The 20,899-nt window shown below is 42.4% G+C and carries 21 protein-coding genes; 5 read left to right on the top strand and 16 right to left on the bottom strand.

Annotated elements, in window-relative coordinates:
- Positions 1 to 12: 12 nt before the first annotated feature.
- The 5 genes from recG to V7K25_RS18960 all read right to left on the bottom strand — a co-directional run bounded on the left by recG (position 13) and on the right by V7K25_RS18960 (position 6,840).
- Positions 13 to 2,535: an ATP-dependent DNA helicase RecG gene (recG, locus tag V7K25_RS18980; RefSeq protein ID WP_335160056.1), complete on the bottom strand. Its 2,523-nt coding sequence runs from the start codon at positions 2,533 to 2,535 to the stop codon at positions 13 to 15.
- A gap of 80 nt (positions 2,536 to 2,615) precedes the next feature.
- On the bottom strand, positions 2,616 to 3,455 hold the full coding sequence (locus V7K25_RS18975) for a hypothetical protein (RefSeq protein ID WP_335160055.1): 840 nt from the start codon (positions 3,453 to 3,455) through the stop codon (positions 2,616 to 2,618).
- 268 nt (positions 3,456 to 3,723) lie between these two features.
- A complete protein-coding gene (gene tsf / locus V7K25_RS18970; protein WP_335160054.1) occupies positions 3,724 to 4,668 on the bottom strand; it encodes a translation elongation factor Ts in 945 nt (314 codons plus the stop codon).
- A gap of 214 nt (positions 4,669 to 4,882) precedes the next feature.
- Positions 4,883 to 5,680 (bottom strand): 30S ribosomal protein S2, encoded by a 798-nt coding sequence (gene rpsB / locus V7K25_RS18965; RefSeq protein ID WP_335160053.1) that lies wholly within the window; start codon positions 5,678 to 5,680, stop codon positions 4,883 to 4,885.
- A gap of 362 nt (positions 5,681 to 6,042) precedes the next feature.
- Positions 6,043 to 6,840 carry an HAD family hydrolase gene (locus tag V7K25_RS18960; RefSeq protein ID WP_335160052.1) on the bottom strand — a complete coding sequence of 266 codons (798 nt, stop codon included), beginning with the start codon at positions 6,838 to 6,840 and terminating at the stop codon, positions 6,043 to 6,045.
- A 104-nt stretch (positions 6,841 to 6,944) separates the two neighbouring features.
- Here V7K25_RS18960 and V7K25_RS18955 point away from each other — a divergent pair, with 104 nt between their 5' ends.
- Positions 6,945 to 7,760, top strand: coding sequence for a hypothetical protein (locus tag V7K25_RS18955; protein WP_335160051.1), 816 nt, complete (start codon positions 6,945 to 6,947; stop codon positions 7,758 to 7,760).
- Between the two features lie 75 nt (positions 7,761 to 7,835).
- Here V7K25_RS18955 and V7K25_RS18950 read toward each other — a convergent pair whose 3' ends face one another.
- The 4 genes from V7K25_RS18950 to V7K25_RS18935 all read right to left on the bottom strand — a co-directional run bounded on the left by V7K25_RS18950 (position 7,836) and on the right by V7K25_RS18935 (position 13,062).
- Positions 7,836 to 8,546, bottom strand: coding sequence for a DevA family ABC transporter ATP-binding protein (locus V7K25_RS18950; protein ID WP_335160050.1), 711 nt, complete (start codon positions 8,544 to 8,546; stop codon positions 7,836 to 7,838).
- 126 nt (positions 8,547 to 8,672) lie between these two features.
- The gene (gene devC, locus V7K25_RS18945; RefSeq protein WP_335160049.1) at positions 8,673 to 9,827 is read right to left on the bottom strand and encodes an ABC transporter permease DevC; all 1,155 of its coding nucleotides are present in this window, start codon (positions 9,825 to 9,827) and stop codon (positions 8,673 to 8,675) included.
- 212 nt (positions 9,828 to 10,039) lie between these two features.
- On the bottom strand, positions 10,040 to 11,464 hold the full coding sequence (locus V7K25_RS18940; RefSeq protein ID WP_335160048.1) for an HlyD family efflux transporter periplasmic adaptor subunit: 1,425 nt from the start codon (positions 11,462 to 11,464) through the stop codon (positions 10,040 to 10,042).
- An 860-nt stretch (positions 11,465 to 12,324) separates the two neighbouring features.
- Positions 12,325 to 13,062, bottom strand: a complete 738-nt coding sequence (locus tag V7K25_RS18935) for a phycocyanobilin:ferredoxin oxidoreductase (protein WP_335160047.1) — start codon at positions 13,060 to 13,062, stop codon at positions 12,325 to 12,327.
- 201 nt (positions 13,063 to 13,263) lie between these two features.
- On the opposite strand from V7K25_RS18935, the gene V7K25_RS18930 reads away from it, so the two are divergent.
- A complete protein-coding gene (locus V7K25_RS18930; protein WP_335160046.1) occupies positions 13,264 to 13,530 on the top strand; it encodes a hypothetical protein in 267 nt (88 codons plus the stop codon).
- Here V7K25_RS18930 and V7K25_RS18925 read toward each other — a convergent pair.
- Both V7K25_RS18925 and psbP read right to left on the bottom strand, forming a co-directional pair.
- Positions 13,511 to 14,104 carry a Maf family protein gene (locus V7K25_RS18925; protein WP_335160045.1) on the bottom strand — a complete coding sequence of 198 codons (594 nt, stop codon included), beginning with the start codon at positions 14,102 to 14,104 and terminating at the stop codon, positions 13,511 to 13,513. The genes V7K25_RS18930 and V7K25_RS18925 overlap by 20 nt on opposite strands.
- A gap of 157 nt (positions 14,105 to 14,261) precedes the next feature.
- Positions 14,262 to 14,807 (bottom strand): photosystem II reaction center PsbP, encoded by a 546-nt coding sequence (gene psbP / locus V7K25_RS18920; protein ID WP_335160044.1) that lies wholly within the window; start codon positions 14,805 to 14,807, stop codon positions 14,262 to 14,264.
- A gap of 342 nt (positions 14,808 to 15,149) precedes the next feature.
- Between psbP and tnpA the strand changes: the two genes are divergently transcribed.
- The gene (tnpA, locus tag V7K25_RS18915; protein WP_335160043.1) at positions 15,150 to 15,593 is read left to right on the top strand and encodes an IS200/IS605 family transposase; all 444 of its coding nucleotides are present in this window, start codon (positions 15,150 to 15,152) and stop codon (positions 15,591 to 15,593) included.
- 283 nt (positions 15,594 to 15,876) lie between these two features.
- Here tnpA and V7K25_RS18910 read toward each other — a convergent pair whose 3' ends face one another.
- Positions 15,877 to 16,164 (bottom strand): transposase, encoded by a 288-nt coding sequence (locus V7K25_RS18910; protein ID WP_335160042.1) that lies wholly within the window; start codon positions 16,162 to 16,164, stop codon positions 15,877 to 15,879.
- A gap of 246 nt (positions 16,165 to 16,410) precedes the next feature.
- Here V7K25_RS18910 and dapB point away from each other — a divergent pair, with 246 nt between their 5' ends.
- Positions 16,411 to 17,247: a 4-hydroxy-tetrahydrodipicolinate reductase gene (dapB, locus tag V7K25_RS18905; RefSeq protein WP_190943690.1), complete on the top strand. Its 837-nt coding sequence runs from the start codon at positions 16,411 to 16,413 to the stop codon at positions 17,245 to 17,247.
- A gap of 32 nt (positions 17,248 to 17,279) precedes the next feature.
- On the top strand, positions 17,280 to 17,966 hold the full coding sequence (locus V7K25_RS18900; protein ID WP_335160041.1) for a phosphate ABC transporter permease: 687 nt from the start codon (positions 17,280 to 17,282) through the stop codon (positions 17,964 to 17,966).
- A 134-nt stretch (positions 17,967 to 18,100) separates the two neighbouring features.
- Here the strand turns inward: V7K25_RS18900 and V7K25_RS18895 are convergent, their stop codons facing one another.
- The 4 genes from V7K25_RS18895 to V7K25_RS18880 all read right to left on the bottom strand — a co-directional run bounded on the left by V7K25_RS18895 (position 18,101) and on the right by V7K25_RS18880 (position 20,804).
- Entirely contained in the window at positions 18,101 to 18,730 is a 630-nt protein-coding gene (locus V7K25_RS18895) for a precorrin-8X methylmutase (protein ID WP_335160040.1), read from the bottom strand.
- A gap of 97 nt (positions 18,731 to 18,827) precedes the next feature.
- Positions 18,828 to 19,637, bottom strand: a complete 810-nt coding sequence (locus V7K25_RS18890; protein WP_335160039.1) for a TPM domain-containing protein — start codon at positions 19,635 to 19,637, stop codon at positions 18,828 to 18,830.
- A 265-nt stretch (positions 19,638 to 19,902) separates the two neighbouring features.
- Entirely contained in the window at positions 19,903 to 20,442 is a 540-nt protein-coding gene (locus tag V7K25_RS18885; protein WP_335160038.1) for a DUF948 domain-containing protein, read from the bottom strand.
- A gap of 11 nt (positions 20,443 to 20,453) precedes the next feature.
- Positions 20,454 to 20,804 (bottom strand): YtxH domain-containing protein, encoded by a 351-nt coding sequence (locus V7K25_RS18880; protein ID WP_335160037.1) that lies wholly within the window; start codon positions 20,802 to 20,804, stop codon positions 20,454 to 20,456.
- Positions 20,805 to 20,899 lie beyond the last annotated feature (95 nt).

The raw sequence follows: 20,899 nt of genomic DNA, 5'->3' as shown, positions 1-20,899 counted from the left end.
TACTTAGATATATTATGTCAAAATAGCCCCACCCATCAATCGCTCATACCGATATTTCAATTCTTCTTTCATCAAATACCAGCGCTCTAAAGTAACATCCATCTCTATTATTTTTTCTGCTGCTTGCCGCGCTAAAAGCAAAACTTCTTCATCCTCAACCAAACTCGCTAAGGTAAAATCTGGCACTCCTGATTGACGAGTTCCCAGTACTTGCCCTGGCCCACGAAAACGCATATCCATCTCAGAAATGAAAAAACCATCCTGAGATTGTTCCAATACCTTCAACCGTTGTTGAGCATCAGGACTTCTAGAACTGCTCATCAATAAACAGTAAGATTGAGCCGCGCCACGACCGACACGCCCGCGCAGTTGATGCAGTTGTGATAAGCCAAATCGCTCCGCATTTTCAATGAGCATCACTGTAGCATTAGATACATCTACGCCCACCTCAACAACGGTAGTAGAAACCAAAACCTGTGTTTGGTTATCGCGGAATTTGGTTATTGCTTCATCCTTATCTGCTGAACTCATACGACCGTGCAGCAGCCCGACTTGAAAATCGGGAAAAACGCTTTCTTGTAACTTTTGATGCTCCTCAGTTGCCGATCGCAGATCCAGTTTTTCTGATTCTTCTACCAAAGGCAAAACCACATAAACTTGTCTACCTTGGGCAATTTCTCGGCGGATGAGGTCGTAAGCATGGTTGCGTTGCTGACCTGACAATACTGTTGTCTGAATCTTTTGTCGTCCTGGCGGTAACTCATCAATCTGGCTCACATCCAAATCCCCGTGTATCGTCAGTGCTAAGGTTCTGGGAATCGGAGTAGCTGTCATAGTTAACACATGGGGTTGCTCACCTTTTTGCTGCAAACGCGCCCGTTGTTCTACCCCAAAACGATGCTGCTCATCAATCACCACTAACCCAAGTTGATGAAAATTTACGGGGTCTTGAATTAAGGCATGGGTTCCCACTAACAGAGGTAATTCACCAGTTCCTAACTGAGAATGTATTTGTCTTCGTTTAACAGTTTTAGTAGAACCTGTCAGTAATTCCACTGGTAAATGTAAGAGGTTAAACCAACTAACTAACTTGCGATAATGTTGTTCTGCCAAAACTTCTGTGGGAGCCATCAGCGCCGCTTGATAGCCAGATTGAATTGCTGCGAGGATAGCTAGCACGGCAACAACTGTTTTACCAGAACCGACATCACCTTGTACCAAACGATTCATTGGTACAGGTTTTTGCAAGTCGTTGAGGATATCGTTGAGAACTCGTTGTTGTGCGCCAGTGAGTTGAAAAGGCAGTATTTCGTGGAATTTTTCTACAAGTTGACCGCGTGGAACTAGTATGGCGCTGGTTTGAATCGCCCTTGCTTGCTGCTGACGTTGCAGTAACCCAAGTTGTAGGTAGAAAAATTCGTCAAAAACTAGGCGACGACGGGCAACTTGTAAGGCGGCGCTATCACTGGGAAAGTGGATGTTAGCGATCGCATCTTTCAATTCCATCAAACCATACTTTTGTCGTAAACCACTTGGCAAAGGGTCTTTCAAGTTGGCAGCAGCAGGTAAAGCAGCTATTACCGCCTGTCGTACTGTATTTGCCACCACCCCTTCTGTCAGTCCATAAATTGGCACTACCCGCCCAATATTTAGCGACTCAATCGAATCTCCTGGATTTGCCAAAACCTCTAGTTCTGGATTATCAAGCGTCAAGCCGTATTTACTTTCTTTCACCAACCCACACGCCGCTAAAATACTACCAACTGGATAACGGCGTTTTAAACTTTCTTGCCAAGCGCGACTGCTAAAACGTGTACCTGCGTAAAAACGACCAATTTTGATTTGACCACTGTTATCTTTTACTACCAGTTCTAAAATTGATAATTTTTGATTTTTAGGGCTAGTAAAGCAGTTACAACGCTTCACTGTAGCCACTATTGTCACCGTCTCACCCGCTTGTAACTCGCGGATATTCACCTGACGCGCATAATCAATATGGTCACGAGGATAGTAAAAAAGCAAATCGCGGACGGTATGTAAACCAAGCCGTGCCAAATTATCAGCTTTTTTGAAACCTATTTCTGGTAAATCGCTGAGTTTTTGCTCAATGTTCGGTGCAAGCCTCCGACTCACCTCAGTGATAATTTTAGATTTTGGGTCGCGCCTTTGGTGCGCTGGAAGCGCAACTTGGATTTTGGATTGATAAGTTCTCCCTTGCTCCCCTGCTCCTCTGCTCCTCTGCTCCCCCTGCTCCCCTTCCTCTTCTTTCTGTAATTGGGAGAGATATCTACGAGTCTCTGCTACTAAATGTTGTCTTTCTTCCAGTGCTAGATGTGGATAACTAGCAAATTGCACCGCTAGTCCTTGCCAACGACGGCGTTCAGTTTGGGGTAAGCCTGCTGGGAATTTGCCCAAAGTTAGGCTAAGAAATTCACTAAAGCGGTATTCTCTGCCCATCAAGTCTGTAAAGCCGCGTTCAGCTTCTATTCCCAAGGCTTTGTGCAATCTTATCCAATCTGGTTTTTCATTAGTCATTGGTCATTAGTCATTAGTCATTAGTCATTAGTCATGGTCATTGGTCATTTGACTCTGGACAAAGGACAAAGGACAAATGACTAATCCTCAAACCAACTAGCACGCCATGCAGCTTCAGCTTCAGCGATCGCTCTTTCTCGATGTTTCTTTTGATACTCTCGTCCTAGCTTGTTTAGCTGAACTAAAATACTGCGGATTTGCCTGCGCTCAGAGGAGAGTGCCACATCAGCAAATTCAATTTCTCCTAGTCGCAGGTTAATAGCCATAACTTGCGTCAGTCCAGAATCTTCTGATTGCTGCTCATTTTCAATTTCAATTACTAAGTTTAATAAGTTGGGTGGCCCTGGCATTACCTCACCAGACGCTTCTGATGCAGCCGCAGCCGCAGCTGCTAAAATCGGTTCTGGTAATTTTTTAGGTAATACGCCAGATTTTTGTATTAAAACATTAGCATCATGCGACAGTTTTTTCAGTATCTCTTGCGTAACCTCTTCTAAGTTCTGTTGCCATTTTACTAGTTCTATAGGATTAGAAGTGTCGGCGCTGAAAGACTGAGAATTAGAGGTATCCATAAGTCCAGAAGATAAAGAGGATGTTACTCCCTCATGCCCCTCATCCCCCTCATCTACCCCAACTTCCTCACTTTGAATACAAGCAAGCAATTTCTCCCCTGCCACTTGCCCCAACTTGCGGATGGCTTGTTGCAATTGCTGACGCTGATTCAATGACAAATTCAGAAAATTTTCAGGATAGCCCTGAGTACAAAGGTGGTAACTCGCCAGAATCAACTGTTTTCGTACAGCTAGCCCCAAGGTGTTTAGATAACTAGCATAAGCGTTTTGTAATTCTACTGCGATCGCCCGAATCGCTTCTTTTATTCCTGCAATATCCCGTTCAATTCGCTCGATTGCTCTTGCCATATCTTTTCGTTCTTGCCCATGTGAACTATTACATAGTACAAATGTACGAATTTATTTTAGGATAACTTTCCAGAGGATTTTATATTTTAAATTAAATACGATATTTCGCGTCTTTACTAATAAAATACAGGTCAGGCTATTTGCTTGACCTGTCCTTTAAGCAGTTAGGAGTTAAGAATTATGAGTTATAAATTATCTTATAGAGACGCGATTAATCGCGTCTCTACTCCTAACTCTTGTACAGACGCAATTAATCGCGTCTCTAATATTACTTAGTACCCATTTGTGCTGCGACTTCATCAGCAAAGCTAATTTCTTGCTTTTCAATGCCTTCGCCCAGTATATAGCGGACAAAGCGGGTCACTTGAATCTCTTCGCCTAATTGCCCCTTCACTTGCTTCACCAAGTCTTCCACAGAAATACTCTGATCCCGAATGTAAGGTTGATCGAGCAAAGTCAATTCTTTCAGGCGTTTTTCAATCCGTCCCTGAACAATCTTTTCTTTGATGTTATCTGGCTTGTTTGCCAAATCATCCTTGCCCATTTCAATATCTTTTTCCTTTTGGGCAACTTCGGCAGGGATTTGGTCTACGCTCACATACTCGACATTTGGACAAGCCGCAACTTGCATTGCAGTATTCCGTGCCAAGCTTTGGAACTCTTGATTGGTAGCCACTGACTCACTTTGAGAAGCCAGTTCTACCAATACACCAACTCTACCGCCAGTGTGAATATAGCTGTCTACTACACCTTGTGTGCCTTCTGCTAGGGCAAAATTGATAAAGCGACGCACTTGGATGTTTTCACCGAGCGTAGCAATAGTTTGCTTGATGAATTCTTCTACAGTTGCACTTTCATTTTCAATATACTGTTGAGCCAACAAAGACTCAACACTATTAGCAGTCGCTGCTTGCTTTGCTAGGTTTTTAACTAAAGCTTTAAAAGCCTCGTTACGAGCAACAAAATCGGTTTGGCAGTTGACTTCTATGAGTACACCTACCCGACCACCGGGCTGAATGTAAGTTTCTACTAGCCCTTCTGCCGCAACGCGATCGCTTTTTGCGCCCGCCTTAGAGATGCCCTTTTTCCGTAGCCAGTCTATGGCTTCTTCTACGTTACCATCAGTCTCTATCAGCGCCTTTTTGCAGTCCATCATGCCGGCACCAGTTTTTTGGCGTAGCTCTTGGACGAGTTTTGCAGATATTTCCGCCATGTTGCCTCAATTCCTAACTTGACCTCGAGTTGTAATCGCTCACGGGTGTTGAGTATTTCTATCTTACTCAGGGCTGGGGTAGAAAAAATAATGAAGTTATGTGAGGTATGAGTTTTTTCGCCTCTACCTTAACCTACGATTTGCCGCAGGCTAGGGCGGCTTGCTGCTACTCTTCAGCCACCGCCCTCCTTCGGACAATTCACCCCTGCTTTACTTATTCCTCTGTTGCTTCCTCGTCGGGAATTACGGCGTCAGTATATTCGGTTTCTTCGTAGTCATCGTCATACTCACTGCCGTCGTAATCTTCGTAATCATCTTCAGCCTCAAGCTGACCGTGACGACCTTCATAAATGGCATCCGCCAATTTTCCAACTATTAGCTTAATTGACCTGATAGCATCGTCGTTTGCTGGAATGGGGATATCTACTACATCTGGGTCACAGTTTGTATCCAGCATGGACACAATAGGAATACTTAGCTTTTGGCATTCTTGAACTGCGTTATATTCCCGGCGTTGGTCTACAATCACCACGATATCGGGTACTTTCCGCATTGTTTTAATGCCGCCCAAGTATTTTTGGAGCTTCGTCATTTCCCGACGTAGCATTGATGCTTCTTTTTTCGGTAATAAATCTAGTGCGCCAGTTTCTTCACGGCGTTCTAAATCTTTCAGACGGTCTACCCGTGTTTTGATGGTTGCCCAGTTGGTCAACATTCCGCCCAACCAGCGTTGGTTAATATAGTGGGAACCACAACGGGTAGCTTCTTGGGCAATAATTCCAGCTGCTTGGCGCTTGGTGCCGACAAAAAGAAATTTCTTCCCTTGTTCTGCGTGCGATCGCATGTAGTTGTAAGCATTATCCATCAACTGGGCAGTTTGCACCAAGTCGATGATATGCACACCATTGCGGGAAGTATAAATGTAAGGAGACATTTTTGGGTTCCAACGCCGGGTCTGATGCCCAAAGTGAACCCCTGACTCCATCATTTGAGCCAATGAAACTACTGGCATATATTTTCTAACTCCGATTCGGGTTAAACCTCCATCCAAGTGCATTTCCCAACTGGGAAACACCCGAATTCTCAGATGTGCGAGATTAGTTAACTTTACTAGGTTAGCATATTCTGAATAGTTCTAGTTGGTTGACCAAGTGAGTCCAAGAAAATAGCGCTGCCTACTCAACAATTTGGCAGAACTATTAATGAGGATTATTACTCATCAATAAATTGGAAAAAGGTGGTCGTAGGTTTCTGCTACTGGTTGACCATCAGCACTGGGGTAGAAGATTTCTGATTCGACACTAACAGGTACAGTAGCCGTCATGGTTGTAAAATCAGTGCTACGAGATTATTGTAGAACAACTCTACTTCTGGCTAACTTGGGATGTGCAATCTTTTCAAAATATAACTAGATAACTCACAAAATCCTTCGCCTTCGGCAGCGTTAGTAATATAAGCAGGGTGATATTTCAATTGATTCACATATTCCAGCACGTTTGCCACGCCTACAGAAACAGGAAAATAACGCCGATCAAATAAGCTTTCATCATTGGGGCTATCGCCAACAGTGACAATTTGTTCTGGTGAGTACTGGGGCAAATATTCGCGCAATACTTGCAATAATCCTACAGCTTTATCTTGCCCTTGAGGTTTAATGTGACACTGCACGTTGCTATAGGTAAATCCCCAACCCATTTGTTGACAAAGATTCTCTAAGGTTTGTAGTTCCTCTTGATGCAAACCAGCTACATCAAAAGTCCAATCGGTGATGCGAAAGCGATTATCAGCAGATTCTTGGATTTGGGGAAATTTAGTTTGTAAATTCTCAAAAGTCGTAGCCAAGTGCTGGCGATGTTTAACTAAATCGAGAATGGGTGTTAAGACTACTGGTTTCTGGTTTCCAGGCGGAAAGTACAAACCACCATTTTCTGCCATAGCACCTGCCACTGGCATAATCGCACTCAATCCACTCACCCACCCAGCAGAACGTCCTGTGACAATCATTACCTTAATGTCAGCTGCCGCTAAATCCTCTAGAGCTTGCAGCAGTGCAGGAGTAAATTTTCCTCGTCTAGTCAAAGTGCCATCCATATCTGTGGCTATCAGACGAATATTGCTAAAGCTTGTAGATGAAAACTCAGACAGGGCAGGGATACTCTGGTGTCTGGACATAGGTGGTTTGTAAAAGGCTGTAAAAAATATTAATCATACAGCAAGATGACATTGAAGATTTGGGCATCCTAAACATCAGGAGTTAAGTTTTTCAGTTTCCAACCATGTCCACTTCGATATTTCTTGCCCAAACCCCAGGAAAGCCTAAAAAAGCATCCCAGGAAGTGCCAGCAAGTAATCCTCAAATACCAGTATTATTTCTGGCAACTTTTGGAGGGCTGGCTTTAGCGGTGATTGCTTTGATTGTGTATAGTAAGCTCCAGAAGGATAAGCTGGAGAAAAAACTTAAGTTTGAACAATTTCGTGCGCGAGAATTAGAGAAAAAATTTAAGCTGGCGCTGGAAACGATTCGCAAAATGGAAACTAATCCCGATTTGGTCAACTCACGGGACTTTAACCTGGATTATCTGCGAATGCGGATGGCAGAAGAGGTGTTTCATTTTGCAATCCTTAATCAAGTAAAGATTCAGATCAAAGAAAAAGTTACTCAAGCCCTGCGTCCAAATCAAGCACAACTCGGATCAGTTGGAATTGCTAATAGCGCTGGACGGCAAGTAGATGAAGTTTTTGATGTAGAGTATGAAACTGGTACTCCACCGAACACTGCTAAAAAAGTACTATTTCGGATTCAAATCCGGTTAATGAAGTTACCAACGCAGGCGACTTCTGCAACTATTAGTCAAATTATTGACTGTATAGAAACTTACCTAAGCCCCATAGAAAATGATGATAGTTGGCAACCAACAATTCAAGGTCGGATTGCTACTATGCATTGGGATCAGAAGGCTAAACCTACGCCTCTACTGGTGCTAGAACAATCAAATGAAGGCGTGAATGTGACTTTTCGTACTAGTCGTCAACCAAATGCTCCAACTCCGCCAAACCAACCTGGAATGAAAAAATCAGGCTCGGCTAGATAATAAATTATGGTTGTTATTAGTCATTGGTCATTGGTCATTAGTCATTTACAAAGGACAAATGACTAATGACTAAAATCATGGCTGAATAACTACATTGGGGGAATTGCGGGTTAAAAGACCATCTTCCATTTCTACGATGCGATCGGCTATATCTAAAATGCGGTTATCGTGTGTCACTAATAAGATAGTAGTTCCTTGATTTTTGGCTAAACTCTGCATTATTTCTACGACATCGCGTCCTGATTGTTTGTCTAATGCTGCTGTCGGTTCGTCTGCTAGCACCAGTGGGGGACGATTCACTAAGGCGCGAGCGATCGCAATTCTTTGTTTCTGTCCACCAGAAAGATTATCTGGGTAGTAATCAACTCGTTCTTCTAGACCAACAGACCCCAGCATGGCTTTTGATTTAGCTACTGCTTCTGTTTTAGAAATATTATCATTCAATTCTACAGCCATTTGCACATTTTGCTTTGCTGTCAAGAACCCTAGCAAATTGTGAGCTTGGAAAATATAACCAATGTTGCGCCGCATCTGCACCAGTTTGTTTTGATTGACGCCAAAGAGTTCTTCACCTAAAAATTTTAAACTTCCTTCTTGTACAGACCGCAAACCACCAATTAAACTCAGTAATGTTGTTTTACCTGAACCTGATGGCCCGGTCATAATTACAATTTCACCTGGATAAATTTCTAGATTGATGTCAAATAATATCTGTTTTCTCAGTGACCCTTTGCCATAGTAGTGGTTGAGATTTTTAATGGCAATTACAGGTTCTTTTTCTATCATATTCTTATTAGTTACAAGTTAACAGTTTTGAAACGTAACTGTAGCGCTTATCAAAAATCAAGCTTTCTTAATTATTGATTATAAACTATAGTTATCAATAATTTATTTTAATTAATATTGACTTAATTAAAATATATCTGCTGGATCGGCAGAACTTAATTTGCGGACTGCGATCGCACCAGAAATAATGCACATTAACATAGTCAATATCAACACCATTACTGCCCGATCAAAGCTCATAAAAACTGGTAAAAGTGTTGCATTTCGGGCGCTATTATACATAAATAAAGTAAAAATTATTCCAGGAAAGTATCCTAAAACTGCTAACAACAAAGCCTCTTGAAGAATGACTGTCAATAAATAGTTTTGTGTGTAGCCTATTGCCTTGAGAGTAGCGTACTCAGCTAAATGATCTGCAACTTCTGTATAAAGGATTTGATAAACAATCACAGTCCCTACAATGAAACCCATGACAGTCCCTAATGTGAAAATAAATCCAATTGCTGTACTATTTGCCCAATAATTCCGCTCAAAATCAATAAATTCTTGCTTAGTTAAAACATTTACCTCTTTAGGTAAATACTTTCGTAGCTGTTGGGCAACAACATTAGTATCTGCTCCTGGCTTTAATCTAATCAGTCCGATATCAATTAATCCTGGTTGACGATTGCTGAATATTCGCAGAAAGTTAATATCACTTGTAATTAAATTTCCATCTGCACCAAATGATGCACCTAATGTAAATAGTCCTTCTACTTTAATTCGCCGCCTTCGTACTTCTGCTGTTACAGTCTTTCCTTGTTCATAATTAGTAACAATTGGGCCATATTCTAGCCGAGAAGAACGATCAAATAAAACTACATCAGGTAATTTAAGTTTATCTAAATTCTCTTGAACACCAGGTAAATTAACTAGGTTACTTTCTGGGTTCATTCCAAATATTAAGATACTACGAGGACGGCCTGTTACAGGATTTTTCCAGATTGTAAAGTCCAAATATATCGGATATACTGATTGGACTGCGGGTAATTCTAAAGCTTTATATAAACGTCGTTGAGAAAAACCCCTCATCGCCAGGATAGCGCTAGATTGACTGTTAATTAAAACAATATCGCCTTGCAAGCTGTTATGGAATCGAACGTTACTATAGTAAAGAGCATCCCGGAAGCCAAGTTGCATAAACATCAAAATATCAGCAAAAGCAATTCCTGCTAAAGCTACAGCTAGGCGAGTTTTTTCTCTTGTCAGTTGTAGCCACGACAGAGGTATTTTTTGACTCATCTTATAGATATCCAAGCATAGTTAAAATAATTCGTAATACTCGCCATTCGCGTAGCGTCTCGTAGAGAAGGCGAGAAGCAAGCTACGTAATTCGTAATGACGATGGAATCGAATTTATAGAATGCTGAAAATTCATTAGGCAGCTTAATTCAGAGTATTTAAATCCAAAATATCAAATCATAAACTGATATTAATGCTCACCTATAACTTAATTATTTACTAATTTCGACAACTACCTTAGCGTAAGTTAAACCAGAAACTTTCTGGCTATCTTCTGGAGTTAGAGCAATTTTCACTTCTACGACTCTGGCATCCACATCTGCTGCTGGATCTGTATTCAGTACATCTTTTTTACCAATTTTTCTACCAATTTCAGTAACAGTTCCTTTTAATTCGCCGCTAAATGCTTCATTGTCGCTGGTGATAGTGGCATTTTGACCAATACGCACTTTACCAATAGTATCTTCAGGGACTTCAGCAATCACAAACATTTGGCTAGTTTGACCAATTTCAGCAATGCCATTTGCACCGATCGCTTCGCCTGATTTGGTGTAAACTTTTAAAATCTCTCCAGCGATTGGTGCTTGAACGTAGCTTAACTTTAGTTCTGCTTCGGCTTTTCTAATATTTGCGATCGCATTACTAACTTGGGCTTGCGCTACTTGCACATCGGTAGGACTAACGTCTAAAATTCTGCTCAGTTTGGCCTTTTCTTCATCGATTTGTCTTTGCAAAGTTGCTACGGTTTTATCACGGTTAACTTTGGCTTCGATTAGCTGCTGTTGCAAAGTTGCTAAATTTTGTATTTGGGTAGCTCTGGCTTCGGCAAGTTGCTGTCGTAGAGTTGCTAATGTTTGCTTTAGCGTAGCTTGACTTTCGGCCACCTGTTGATTAGAAGTTACTGCACTCAAGCGTCTTCTATCCCGCTCTTGCTGAGAAATAGCACCTTCTTTGTATAAATAATCATACCGTCCGGCATCGACTTGAGCATTGCGCTGTTCAGCTTGAGTACGTGTAAGCGTTGCTCTGAGAGCATCTCTTTGCCCACTGAGTTCAGCTTCTAAGCGATTCACGGTTGCTTGTTGGACAAGTTTATCACCACTTAACTGGGCTGCAACCCGTGCGATCGTTGCTTGCCCTCCATTCCTTTCCCCAATTAACTGCGCTTGTAGGCGAGCAATAACTGCTCTTTGGGCTTGAATATCTCTTGGAGATCCAGCTTTGACTTGCGCTAGATTCGCACGGGCTTCTTGCACTTTGGCTTTTGCCTCTTGTAGTCCGGCTATTTGGGTATCGCGGTTATCTAAAATTGCCACAATTTGGCCTTGCTTTACCTGTTCACCCTCTCTCACCAGAAGTTGCTGAATTCGTGACGATGGTGCTAATCCTGATGATGGGGCGGACAATTTAACAACTTCGCCTCGCGGTTCCAAACGCCCTACAGCACTAATGCTATTGCTAGATGGCATTACGGGAGCAGATGTAGTTAATTTTCTTAACTGCTCGATTTTAGCTGTACCTAGTATCCCAGCAGCGATTACTATTGGTACGGCTACAGCGATGCCCCACCAAATCTTAGGTTGTTCTTGATTAAATGCCTGCTCACTTGGCTTTGGCTTTTCAGTCACCCTTGACATAGTATGTTGCCCATTTACCTGAATTGTGCTGATGGAAGTAAAAATAAAAGGGGTTTTTAATCAACAGCCAGCCGCTTAGGACAAACAATAGTAGTTTAAAGCTGGGTATCGCTTAAAATCCATTGCGTGATGAATGCTCAACACTATGGCTTTATAAAATGGTGTTTTCTATAGTGCTTCTCGTTTGTATGCAATACATTTTGGTCTCACTTCCATTCCTCTCTCCTAAAAGGAGAGAGGCTCTGAGGCTTACTCCCCAACGCTAGCTCTTAAGAGACGCTGTTCTTGTTAAGTCTGTGTTGATACTGAGAAACGCTATAGTAGCTGACTATTCAATAACTCTGAGTATTATTGAGGCATGAGTGCAATGGACGTTAGCAAAATTCACAAGCAGTATGAATCTAGATGTAGAGACGCAATGTATCGTATCTCTACACAAAATCCCAAATTGGTATGATGCGGTATACTGCTACATCCACTACGGCTATAGTTAGTCACAAAATTGAAAAGAAACGTCAAAAATAGATTGTTGCCTTTGCTGGATACAATCTTGGTACAAAAGTTAGTCTTCCTTAAGTGAATCAAGGATTAATTAACTAAAAAATATCTGTCAACTTGAGCATTTCTAACATTAGAGTTTCCTTAACTTTCTGGTCAATGACTTAGCTCTCTCTAGTTGCTTGCACTACCTACCAAGACAACAAACCATTTTGTGATATTTGCTTCAAAGACCTTACTATTCTCCCTGTTGTTGTTTTGGAACTCCATTAAACTCTCGTTGAATAAATTCTACATTTATCCATTACGTGAAAACGTAACAGAGCCTACAGATGAGGGAGATGAGGAGGATAAGGGGATGATTAAGTAGGGAGATCGAATAAAACTGTGGTCATGTAATTTTCTGCCCAAGCTGAACCAAAGGCTTTTTCTAGTACACGGCGGGTTTTATCGTTTTGCTGCTGTTTGGTGCAGTAGTTGTGTTGTCCGGCGAGATTTTGTGTAACTTGTTCAGATGAAACTGGATGTGAAGCGATCGCTTGGGTGCAGTGAATATCTAAAAATTCTCGCACCCGCGAGATAAATATTGTTTCTTCTTCTGGGGAACTGGGGCGCACAAAGATGCAAAAATCCGAAAAAATATCTCCCCATTCAGGTAATTCACGGGGTTGGGAAAAGTTAAGCACTGTTAGCTGTGTCAGCGCAGAAGTATAAGATTCTGGTAAGGTTCGCCCTAATTGGATGGGAGAAAGGTCTGCGATCGCTGCACTAATTTGCCCTCTACCCCCAACTAAATCGCAACCAAACATCGGCAGGTTGTATTCTGGACGGGGAAACATGACGCAGTGCAAAATATCCAGCATGTTTCCGATTTTTGCCAGTTCCAAGTGCATTTTTCGGAACTGTGGCGTTTGATAGCAACGGTTTTCAATCGTCAGTTTTTCCCCTTCTAGTCTACCTTCCACATACCCCAAGTCATCAGGCAAATGGTATGGCGATATATCCAAGTGCTGATGCCAAGCTGCCTCAATACAATCAGCTAGCTGACGAATTAGGGGATGTTGTTGCTCACGCAGCGAGGGTATAGAAGTAAATGACATATTCTAGTTGGGAATGCGATCTAGTGGCCAGTCTACAACCTGTTGTGCCATACCTGTTGTGGTCTGCAATATAAGCAAACACTTGCACCCAGCCAACGTAAATTTATAAGACAGATGCTTTTCAGAAGGATTATTTATTTTGTAGTCTAGGTTACAGAAATAATTTTAGATTAGCCCATTCGTTAAGGCTAATAGAAAGCTATGAAACTAGATTCTCGTAGACCAGATTTTGCTATGCAACCAAGAAGGGAGAATCTGGAAGCTTTACAGCAGTTAAGAGCTTCTACTTGGGTGAAGCTTTTGCAACTTCCCAACCCCTTTAGTTTTGACGAAGCACTTTTATTGTGTCCGGTTTCAGCAGATGAGTGGCTAGCCTGGATTCCAGATCATGGAGAGGCAATACTCAATATTAGTCATTTGTCATTGGTTAATAATTTTAGACAAAAGACTATTGCCAGAAATCAGTGACATCGTATCCCAGTTCCTCTAGCATGTGCCGTAGCAGGGGTAAACTGAGTCCAATTACATTGGTGTGACAGCCTTCAATTTTTTCGACGAAGAAACTACCAAAACCTTCAATTGCAAAGGCTCCAGCACACTTCAGGGGTTCACCTGTGGCAACATAAGCTTGAATGGCGCGATCGGTCATTTGGCCAAAGTAAACTTTTGTGACTTGAGACTTGACTATAGTACGGTTTTGAAATGTATCAATTAAGGCATGACCTGTATACAAATCGCCAAAGTTACCTTGCATTATCTGCCAACGAGCGATCGCTTCAGAAGTATCTGGTGGTTTGCCGTAAATTTCACCATTCATGAACAAAACCGAATCACAACCCATAATCAAAGCCGATTCAAACTGTGGGGCTACAGTTTCCGCCTTATATTGGGCAAGAGTTTTAACCAATTCTGCTGGTTCACTTAATTCAATCTGCGACTCATCAAAATCACTTGCTCGAACTATCGGTTCAATACCAACAGTTTGCAGCAAGCGGTGTCGGGCTGGGGAAGCTGAGGCAAGTACAAAAGGTGGAATTTTCATGATATTTCTAACAAACTTCGTAATTGGGAATAGGCATAGGACACTGGCATTACAAAGAGGCTCCAGGGGCGGGGAGTAGGGAGCAGAGGGGATAAATCCTTCTCCCTTGCTCCCTGCTCCCTGCTCCCCTGCTTCTTCCCCACTCCCCACTCCCCAATTAATAAACAGTAAAAGAATTGACAACCTCATCAATCATTCGTTTAACTCTCGGCCAGCGTTTTTCAGGAATTGAGGCGTTGAGGGTAAAAACTTTACCACGGCTAACAGCGACGCTGGCGATGTTGTGTCGTTGCTGTTGATTGGGGAGTTTAACCTCATACTCTAAAAGGTAGTATATTTTACCGTCTACTTCTCGCTGTGCAGCATTGACTAATTCAGCTGAACGACCAGAGTCAGGAGGTGCAAGAGCGGCTTTTCCCAACTTATATCCCACTTCTGTTGGGGTTCCCAATTCTGACAAAGTTTTGCCTTCGGGAACTGGGCTAATCACAACAGAAACATTTTCAGACACCTCAATCAAATCGTGGAAAACTACATCTGGGCCGTTGGCAACTTTAACTTGCAGCCAGCCGTTAGGATATAAAAACTGATAGCCATCATTAGTGTCTACAAAGCTTTTGAGTCCAGATGCTGCCGCTACATCAGAATTACTCAGGCTGAAGCTTAACACCAATAGCAAAATTAATATAATTCGTTTCCACATTTTTACAGATTCCTTTAGGCTGGAGACAACACCAGGCTTGTATCATTTCTCGTTATTATTCTCCCACCAACCGGCACGCTTCGGATGAGGCATTATATGGGGAGGGATAAATGCTTAAATTTGGTTGAAAGGGCAGGAAACAGGAGGCAAGAGAAGCAAATCATGCCTTAATTTGAAGAGAGGATGATTTGGAGCTACCGAACTCTTATAAAGTTGCAACCCTACCCGCCTCGGAATGAATTCCAAGGCTAATAGCGAAAGTCATTTCAAAGATGACTGGAAGATTTTTAACGATTCTGGGAATACTAGACACAGTAAATTTGCATCAAAAACAGCACGAAAATGGCTCTGTGGCGACTTTACTATCATCTTGTTTGGGCGACAAAAGAGCGCCAGCCACTAATTACCCCCGAACGCGAAACCCAACTTTATAGTTACATCATTGGCAAAGCCAATGCACTTGGTAGCATTGTCCATGCTGTGGGCGGAATAGAAAACCACATCCATTTAGTGGCTTCTATACCACCGAAATTTTCTATCTCTGATTTTGTCCAAAATCTTAAAGGCAGTAGCGCTCATCATCTCAATCATCTCTCGCCCTCGCAAGATTTGTTTGGCTGGCAACGCGGATATGGCGTTTTTTCAATGGGAAGCAAACAACTTGAGCAAGCTGTTGTGTATGTAGAGAATCAAAAAACGCATCATTCTAATGGAACTACAATTTCGTCTTTAGAACGGCATAATCATGAAGATGATAGGCCAAAACTCACGCAGCTAAACCAATGAATTCTATTAATCTTCACGTTCATTAAACCATAGTCAGCTTAAGCTGACTTGAGCTATTAGCCTCAGAATTCATTCTGAGGCGGACTTGTTATCAAGCCAAGATTCCGCAATTATTCAAAAACGTAATCTCCAATCTCGCGCCGAAACCATAACCCGCCATCAGCCAAGATTCCGCAATTATTCAAAAATGTAATCTCCAATCTCGCGCCGGAACCATCACCCGCCATAGGTTAGAAACCTACGGCTAATAGCGAAAGTCATCTCAAAGATGACTAAAGAAAAGTTAAAGAAAAAAAAAGTTAGTGAAAGCGGTTTGCAGATGTCTCAGTCCTTGCTGCAACGGCACACAACTGACATCGTTAAGAAAATCAAGTCCGTCTTGTTTTTTCCAATCTGTCAGCAGACTAGAAGTTTGGGCATAGCCCACTCGCTCCTGCCGTTCGTACCATGCCTCAGTCCTTGCAGCGAGGGCACGGTTATAGACCAATCGAGTACAGCCCAATGTTCTCCGAAGCAAGGTTTCTTGCTCAGAAGTTGGATAAAAGCGGTACTTGAAAGATTTCTCTGTCATCCTCACATTGTATCATTTATTCTGTGAAATAGATTATTTTAATATAAAGCCGCCCTACAAGCGCGGGGTTTCTACCCATTTTCCTGATGAAAATGAGAATGCATTTACTGTAGAGAGTAGAAAAACTGAGCGATTAACTGCATAAATCAGGGTAGTTGGAATTAAGCCAGAGATTTGAGAAGCTAGCTACTAGATCACTAAAGTCTTTACAATTCCTTTGTTACCTCAAAAAATATTTCTCGACCTATGACGAATCAAGCTCCTATCCCGGTTATTGTCAACGGTGCTGCTGGTAAAATGGGCCGTGAGGTGATTAAGGCAGTAGCGCAAGCGCCAGACTTAAACCTAGTGGGTGCAATTGACCACAGTTTAGAACATCAAGATAAAGACGCTGGAGAGTTGGCGGGTTTAAGCGAACCCCTGGAAGTACCAATTACCAATCAATTAGAACCGATGTTGGGGTATGTGGCTGGCGACAGACAGTCTCCTCCGGGGGTGATTGTAGACTTTACCCATCCTGATTCAGTTTATGACAATATTCGTAGTGCGATCGCCTACGGTATTCGTCCAGTAGTCGGCACCACTGGATTAAGTCCAGAACAAATTCAAGACTTGGCAGACTTTGCCGACAAAGCTAGCACTGGTTGTCTAATTATTCCTAATTTTTCCATTGGCATGGTGTTATTGCAACAAGCCGCGATCGCAGCCTCTAAATATTTTGACCATGTAGAAATTATCGAACTACATCACAACCAAAAAGCTGATGCTCCTAGTGGTACTGCCATTCAAACGGCGCAGTTATTAGGAGAATTGGGTAAAACTTTTAACCCTGCCCTTGTAGAAGAAACCGAGAAATTACCAGGAGCAAGGGGTAGTATAGCAGATGAAGGGATTAGAATTCATAGCGTGCGCTTGCCTGGATTGATTGCCCATCAAGAAGTTATTTTTGGCGCAGCAGGACAGATTTATACTTTACGACATGATACGAGCGATCGCGCTTGTTATATGCCAGGAGTGCTACTAGCGATTCGCAAAATCTTAGCGCTAAAGTCGTTAGTATATGGATTAGAAAAGATACTTTAAACACACTATTGCTCATTCATTACTCAGCACTCATGTTAGTACCACTGACTCGCCAGAAATTTGAACAAGTTGTCCCCCTAATCGCCACTGGTTTGCAGTACAAGTACTACTGGGGTAAGTTCTCAAATTTTTTGCAACGGCTGTTAATTTCTGTAGTTGCCGTAGTTGTTATATTGCTTGCAATAGTCATTTTTAAGCTTGAGTTTGCTTCAATAGTATTTGTGCTGGGAGTAATTAGCGCTTTTTTTTGGCTGTGGTATCCAGTGTTTCAAGCAAGTATGCGGAATTTGCAATGCCGCCGTTATAAGTATGGCGGCTTTTTCCGTGGTCGAGTGCTAGATTGGTGGATTACAGACCAATTGATGGGTAAAACCGAAACAGTAAACAGCAAAGGCGAATTGGTGATTATAGAAAATCGAGAAAAACAGATTAACCTAGAGGTAGGTGATGAAACAGGATTTAGGATTGAGTTTGTAGCACCATTACGTCCTGCCCACAAAGTTATAACTCGCGGTCAAATTGCAGAAATAGTAGTGATGTCAAATCGTCCAGATTTGAGCATTATTGAAGAATTCAGCGATATATACTTTCCTACCCGTGACCTGTGGGTTAGCGATTATCCTTATTTACGGCGAGACTTCTTTAACGAAGTTGGTCGCCGCTTACGTGAAGACCAACAACAAAAGCCGCGTCGGCGGCGGCCTAGCACAGAAGAGTAAACCAGTCAGCAATCAAGCATATTTACGAACGCGAGAATCCAGGCTTTTGGCTCGGCACTAATTAACAAAAATATCTGGATCTTCAATATTTTAAAATAGTATTTGCCATAGAGAGTCCGATAGAGCCGACGTTCCTAACTCCCGCGATTTCCATCTTGTCCATAGGCTTGCCAAGCTAAGTCTACCAATCCATCAACGATCGCAGCTGCTACAACTGCATTACCTTTGCGGCTATCAATTGTAATGTGAGGCACTAAGGAGTCTTTTAAACGCCCTTTCGCTTCATCAACATCTACAAATCCCACTGGAGTTGCAATTATCAAAGCAGGTCTAATTTCCTCAGCTTCAATTAAATCCACCAGTGCTGTTAGTGCTGTTTGCGCTTGTCCCACCACAAAAATGCCCTCTGGATAACGCTTTGCTAAGGTTTCTATTCCCCATGCTGCCCGAGTTTTTTCTTTTTGAGGACGTGTCAGAGCTTCCATGCTGCAATACAGGGGGTTAGCAAAGGTGTTTTGAATCTCGTAGGCAATACCTACTTGCACCATCGGGACATCTACCACAAGTGTGCTACGCGCGGCTAGGGCTGCTGCTCCTGCTTGCAAGGCACGCTCAGAGAAACGAATCAAAGACTTATACTCAAAGTCAGCTGTAGAGTATATTACCCGACGTACAATCTCATACTCTGCGGGTGAAAAAACATGATTTTCAATTTCACTATCAATGATTGCTAAACTTTGAGCATCAGTTACGTGCCATTCCATTTTTGTTGAGCTTCTCAAATATTAGCTTTCAGCTTATCAGCTTCAGAGAGTGAGTAGTTAGGAGTTATAAGTTAATTAAAAACTCCTAACTACTCACTCATAACTCATTACTGGAAGAAGACCGACTGAAAACAGGAGATAGGTAAGCAACCAACACGCCAATAAGAAACCCAGAGATATTGCGAACTAAAGGTAACCAGTCGCTTGTGCGTGTCACTACTGGCCCAATGCCAAAAGCAAGAAACAAGATTCCCCACAAAGGTGAGAAAATTAAAGCCCATTGCCAAGCGAAAATTTGTCCTTTCTCGCGGGGTTGAGCTGCAAATCCACAAATCACCCCACCAATAATTGAGGTAATCAAGGTGAGAATCCACTGCTCTCGTGGCAGCCCGGGGACAACATTGCAACCACCTTTGAGCAAACAGCCTTTAACCGATTCTAAAGCTTGGAGAATGGCTTGGTCTTCGCCTTGTTCGCGGACAAAGTACAAATTACCGAAGCGGGTTTGTAGTTCTATCCAGAACGTCCGGGGTAAAAGTTCATAAACAGCATCGCCGACGCTAAAACTGAGGATGTTACCGCCACGAGAATCGGCAACTAGTAGAATGCTTTTGTCATCCAAACCCCAATATTTTATAACTGCCCGACCTGGGGTGCGGTCATATTGGGTTAATACTCGCAGTTTCCAGCCCGTATCAGCTTCAAACTGCTCTAAATCTTTGACAAGCTTTTCTTCTTGAAGGACAGGAAGAGATTTTGCTAAGTCTACAACTGGAGTAAAGGTGTCAGGAAGTAACTCAGGATTGTCATAAGCCAGTGCTGGGGGAGAATGCATCACCCAAATTGACCCAGCCAGAAAAAATACTGCAATGGATAGCAGAATTCGTCGCCAAAAACAAGATTGCATGAACGTTTTTATACAAATATCGACGGTAAAAGCGAACAAGTTGTTTTAAAAGAGTAGTGGAAAAGTGATACTTCTTTACACTTGTTTACTTTACTCTAATCTAAGGGATCAAAGCAAAACGTTTTTGGTGAGTGGAAAAGGGGGGATAGGAACTGTAAAATTTTTTAATCCTTGCCAATCCTCTTGTCAAGAATTAAAAATTAAAAATTATTATTTATTAATTATTGTTGAATTTTTAGAGAAGCCGGAGCGGCGGCTTGTCAGATTAATCTTCATCATCAAAATTGTTTTCCCAGCTAGCAGCGTCGTTGTAACCGTCATTAGTGCGGTACACTTCTGCTTTGCTCCGGCGATTTTCTTGCTTGAGTACTTCTCGTTCTCGCAACGTTAGTGGTGGTTTTTCATTGCTTGGCAAGCGATCGCTGGTTCGCCTTGTGGGTTTTTGGCGCGTGAAGTTTCTCCAAGCAGCTTTCGCGCCAACAAAGATGCTGCGTGTACCTACTTGCAGATTTTGAGCCTGAATTCTTGCACTATCAAGGCTTTGATCGACTTGTTTGACAACTTTATTAGCACTTTTTACACCTTCACTGACATCACCAGTTAAGTCAGTGATTTCCAAACCAGTCACACGGATAGCTTCTAGAGTAGGCGGTAACTCCCGCGAGAGTGTATCAAATAGCTTTTCTGCACTACGGGCAGCGCGTGCTAACTCCTGCAAAGCCGGTATTGCCGCCACTAAAACCGCAGTCAAACTTGTGGCGACTAAGAGTAAGGAAAGTCCCAACCAAAACAGGGGTTCAATCACGGTTGTGTCATTTATGAGCGTTCTAATTGCTGGGGAAGAGAATCTGAGTCTTCAACAGATGTTTGCCGCTTCAAGACTTGGCTTTCTCGTTGACTGGCATCTACACCTGCTGCGATCGCTTCCTGTAATCTATCTAAAGTTTCATCCCAGTTTCGTAGTGCGATCGCAGATAGACGATCTGCCTGGATTTGCACACTCGTTGATAAATCCTCTGCCAAGTCTGGGATAGCATTGGCAGATTTTTTCAAAATTTTACGCGTTTCGCGCCCTGTGCGCGGAGCCACTAGCAAACCCGTCAAAGCACCGATAGTAGCTCCCAGCATCAAACCGCCAAAAAATACTCCAGAACGGTTATTAGACATCTTGTTGTTTCTCTCCTTACACCCATTTTAGGTGGGTTTTCTCTCCTTGTAAGACTTGACCGATTTTATTCAGTTAATCTATCGTGACAACATAT

This window comes from Nostoc sp., assembly GCF_036919495.1.
Classification (GTDB): Bacteria; Cyanobacteriota; Cyanobacteriia; order Cyanobacteriales; family Nostocaceae; genus Nostoc.
Note: the sequence above shows the minus strand (reverse complement) of the source record. Positions and strands in the feature narration are given on the sequence as shown.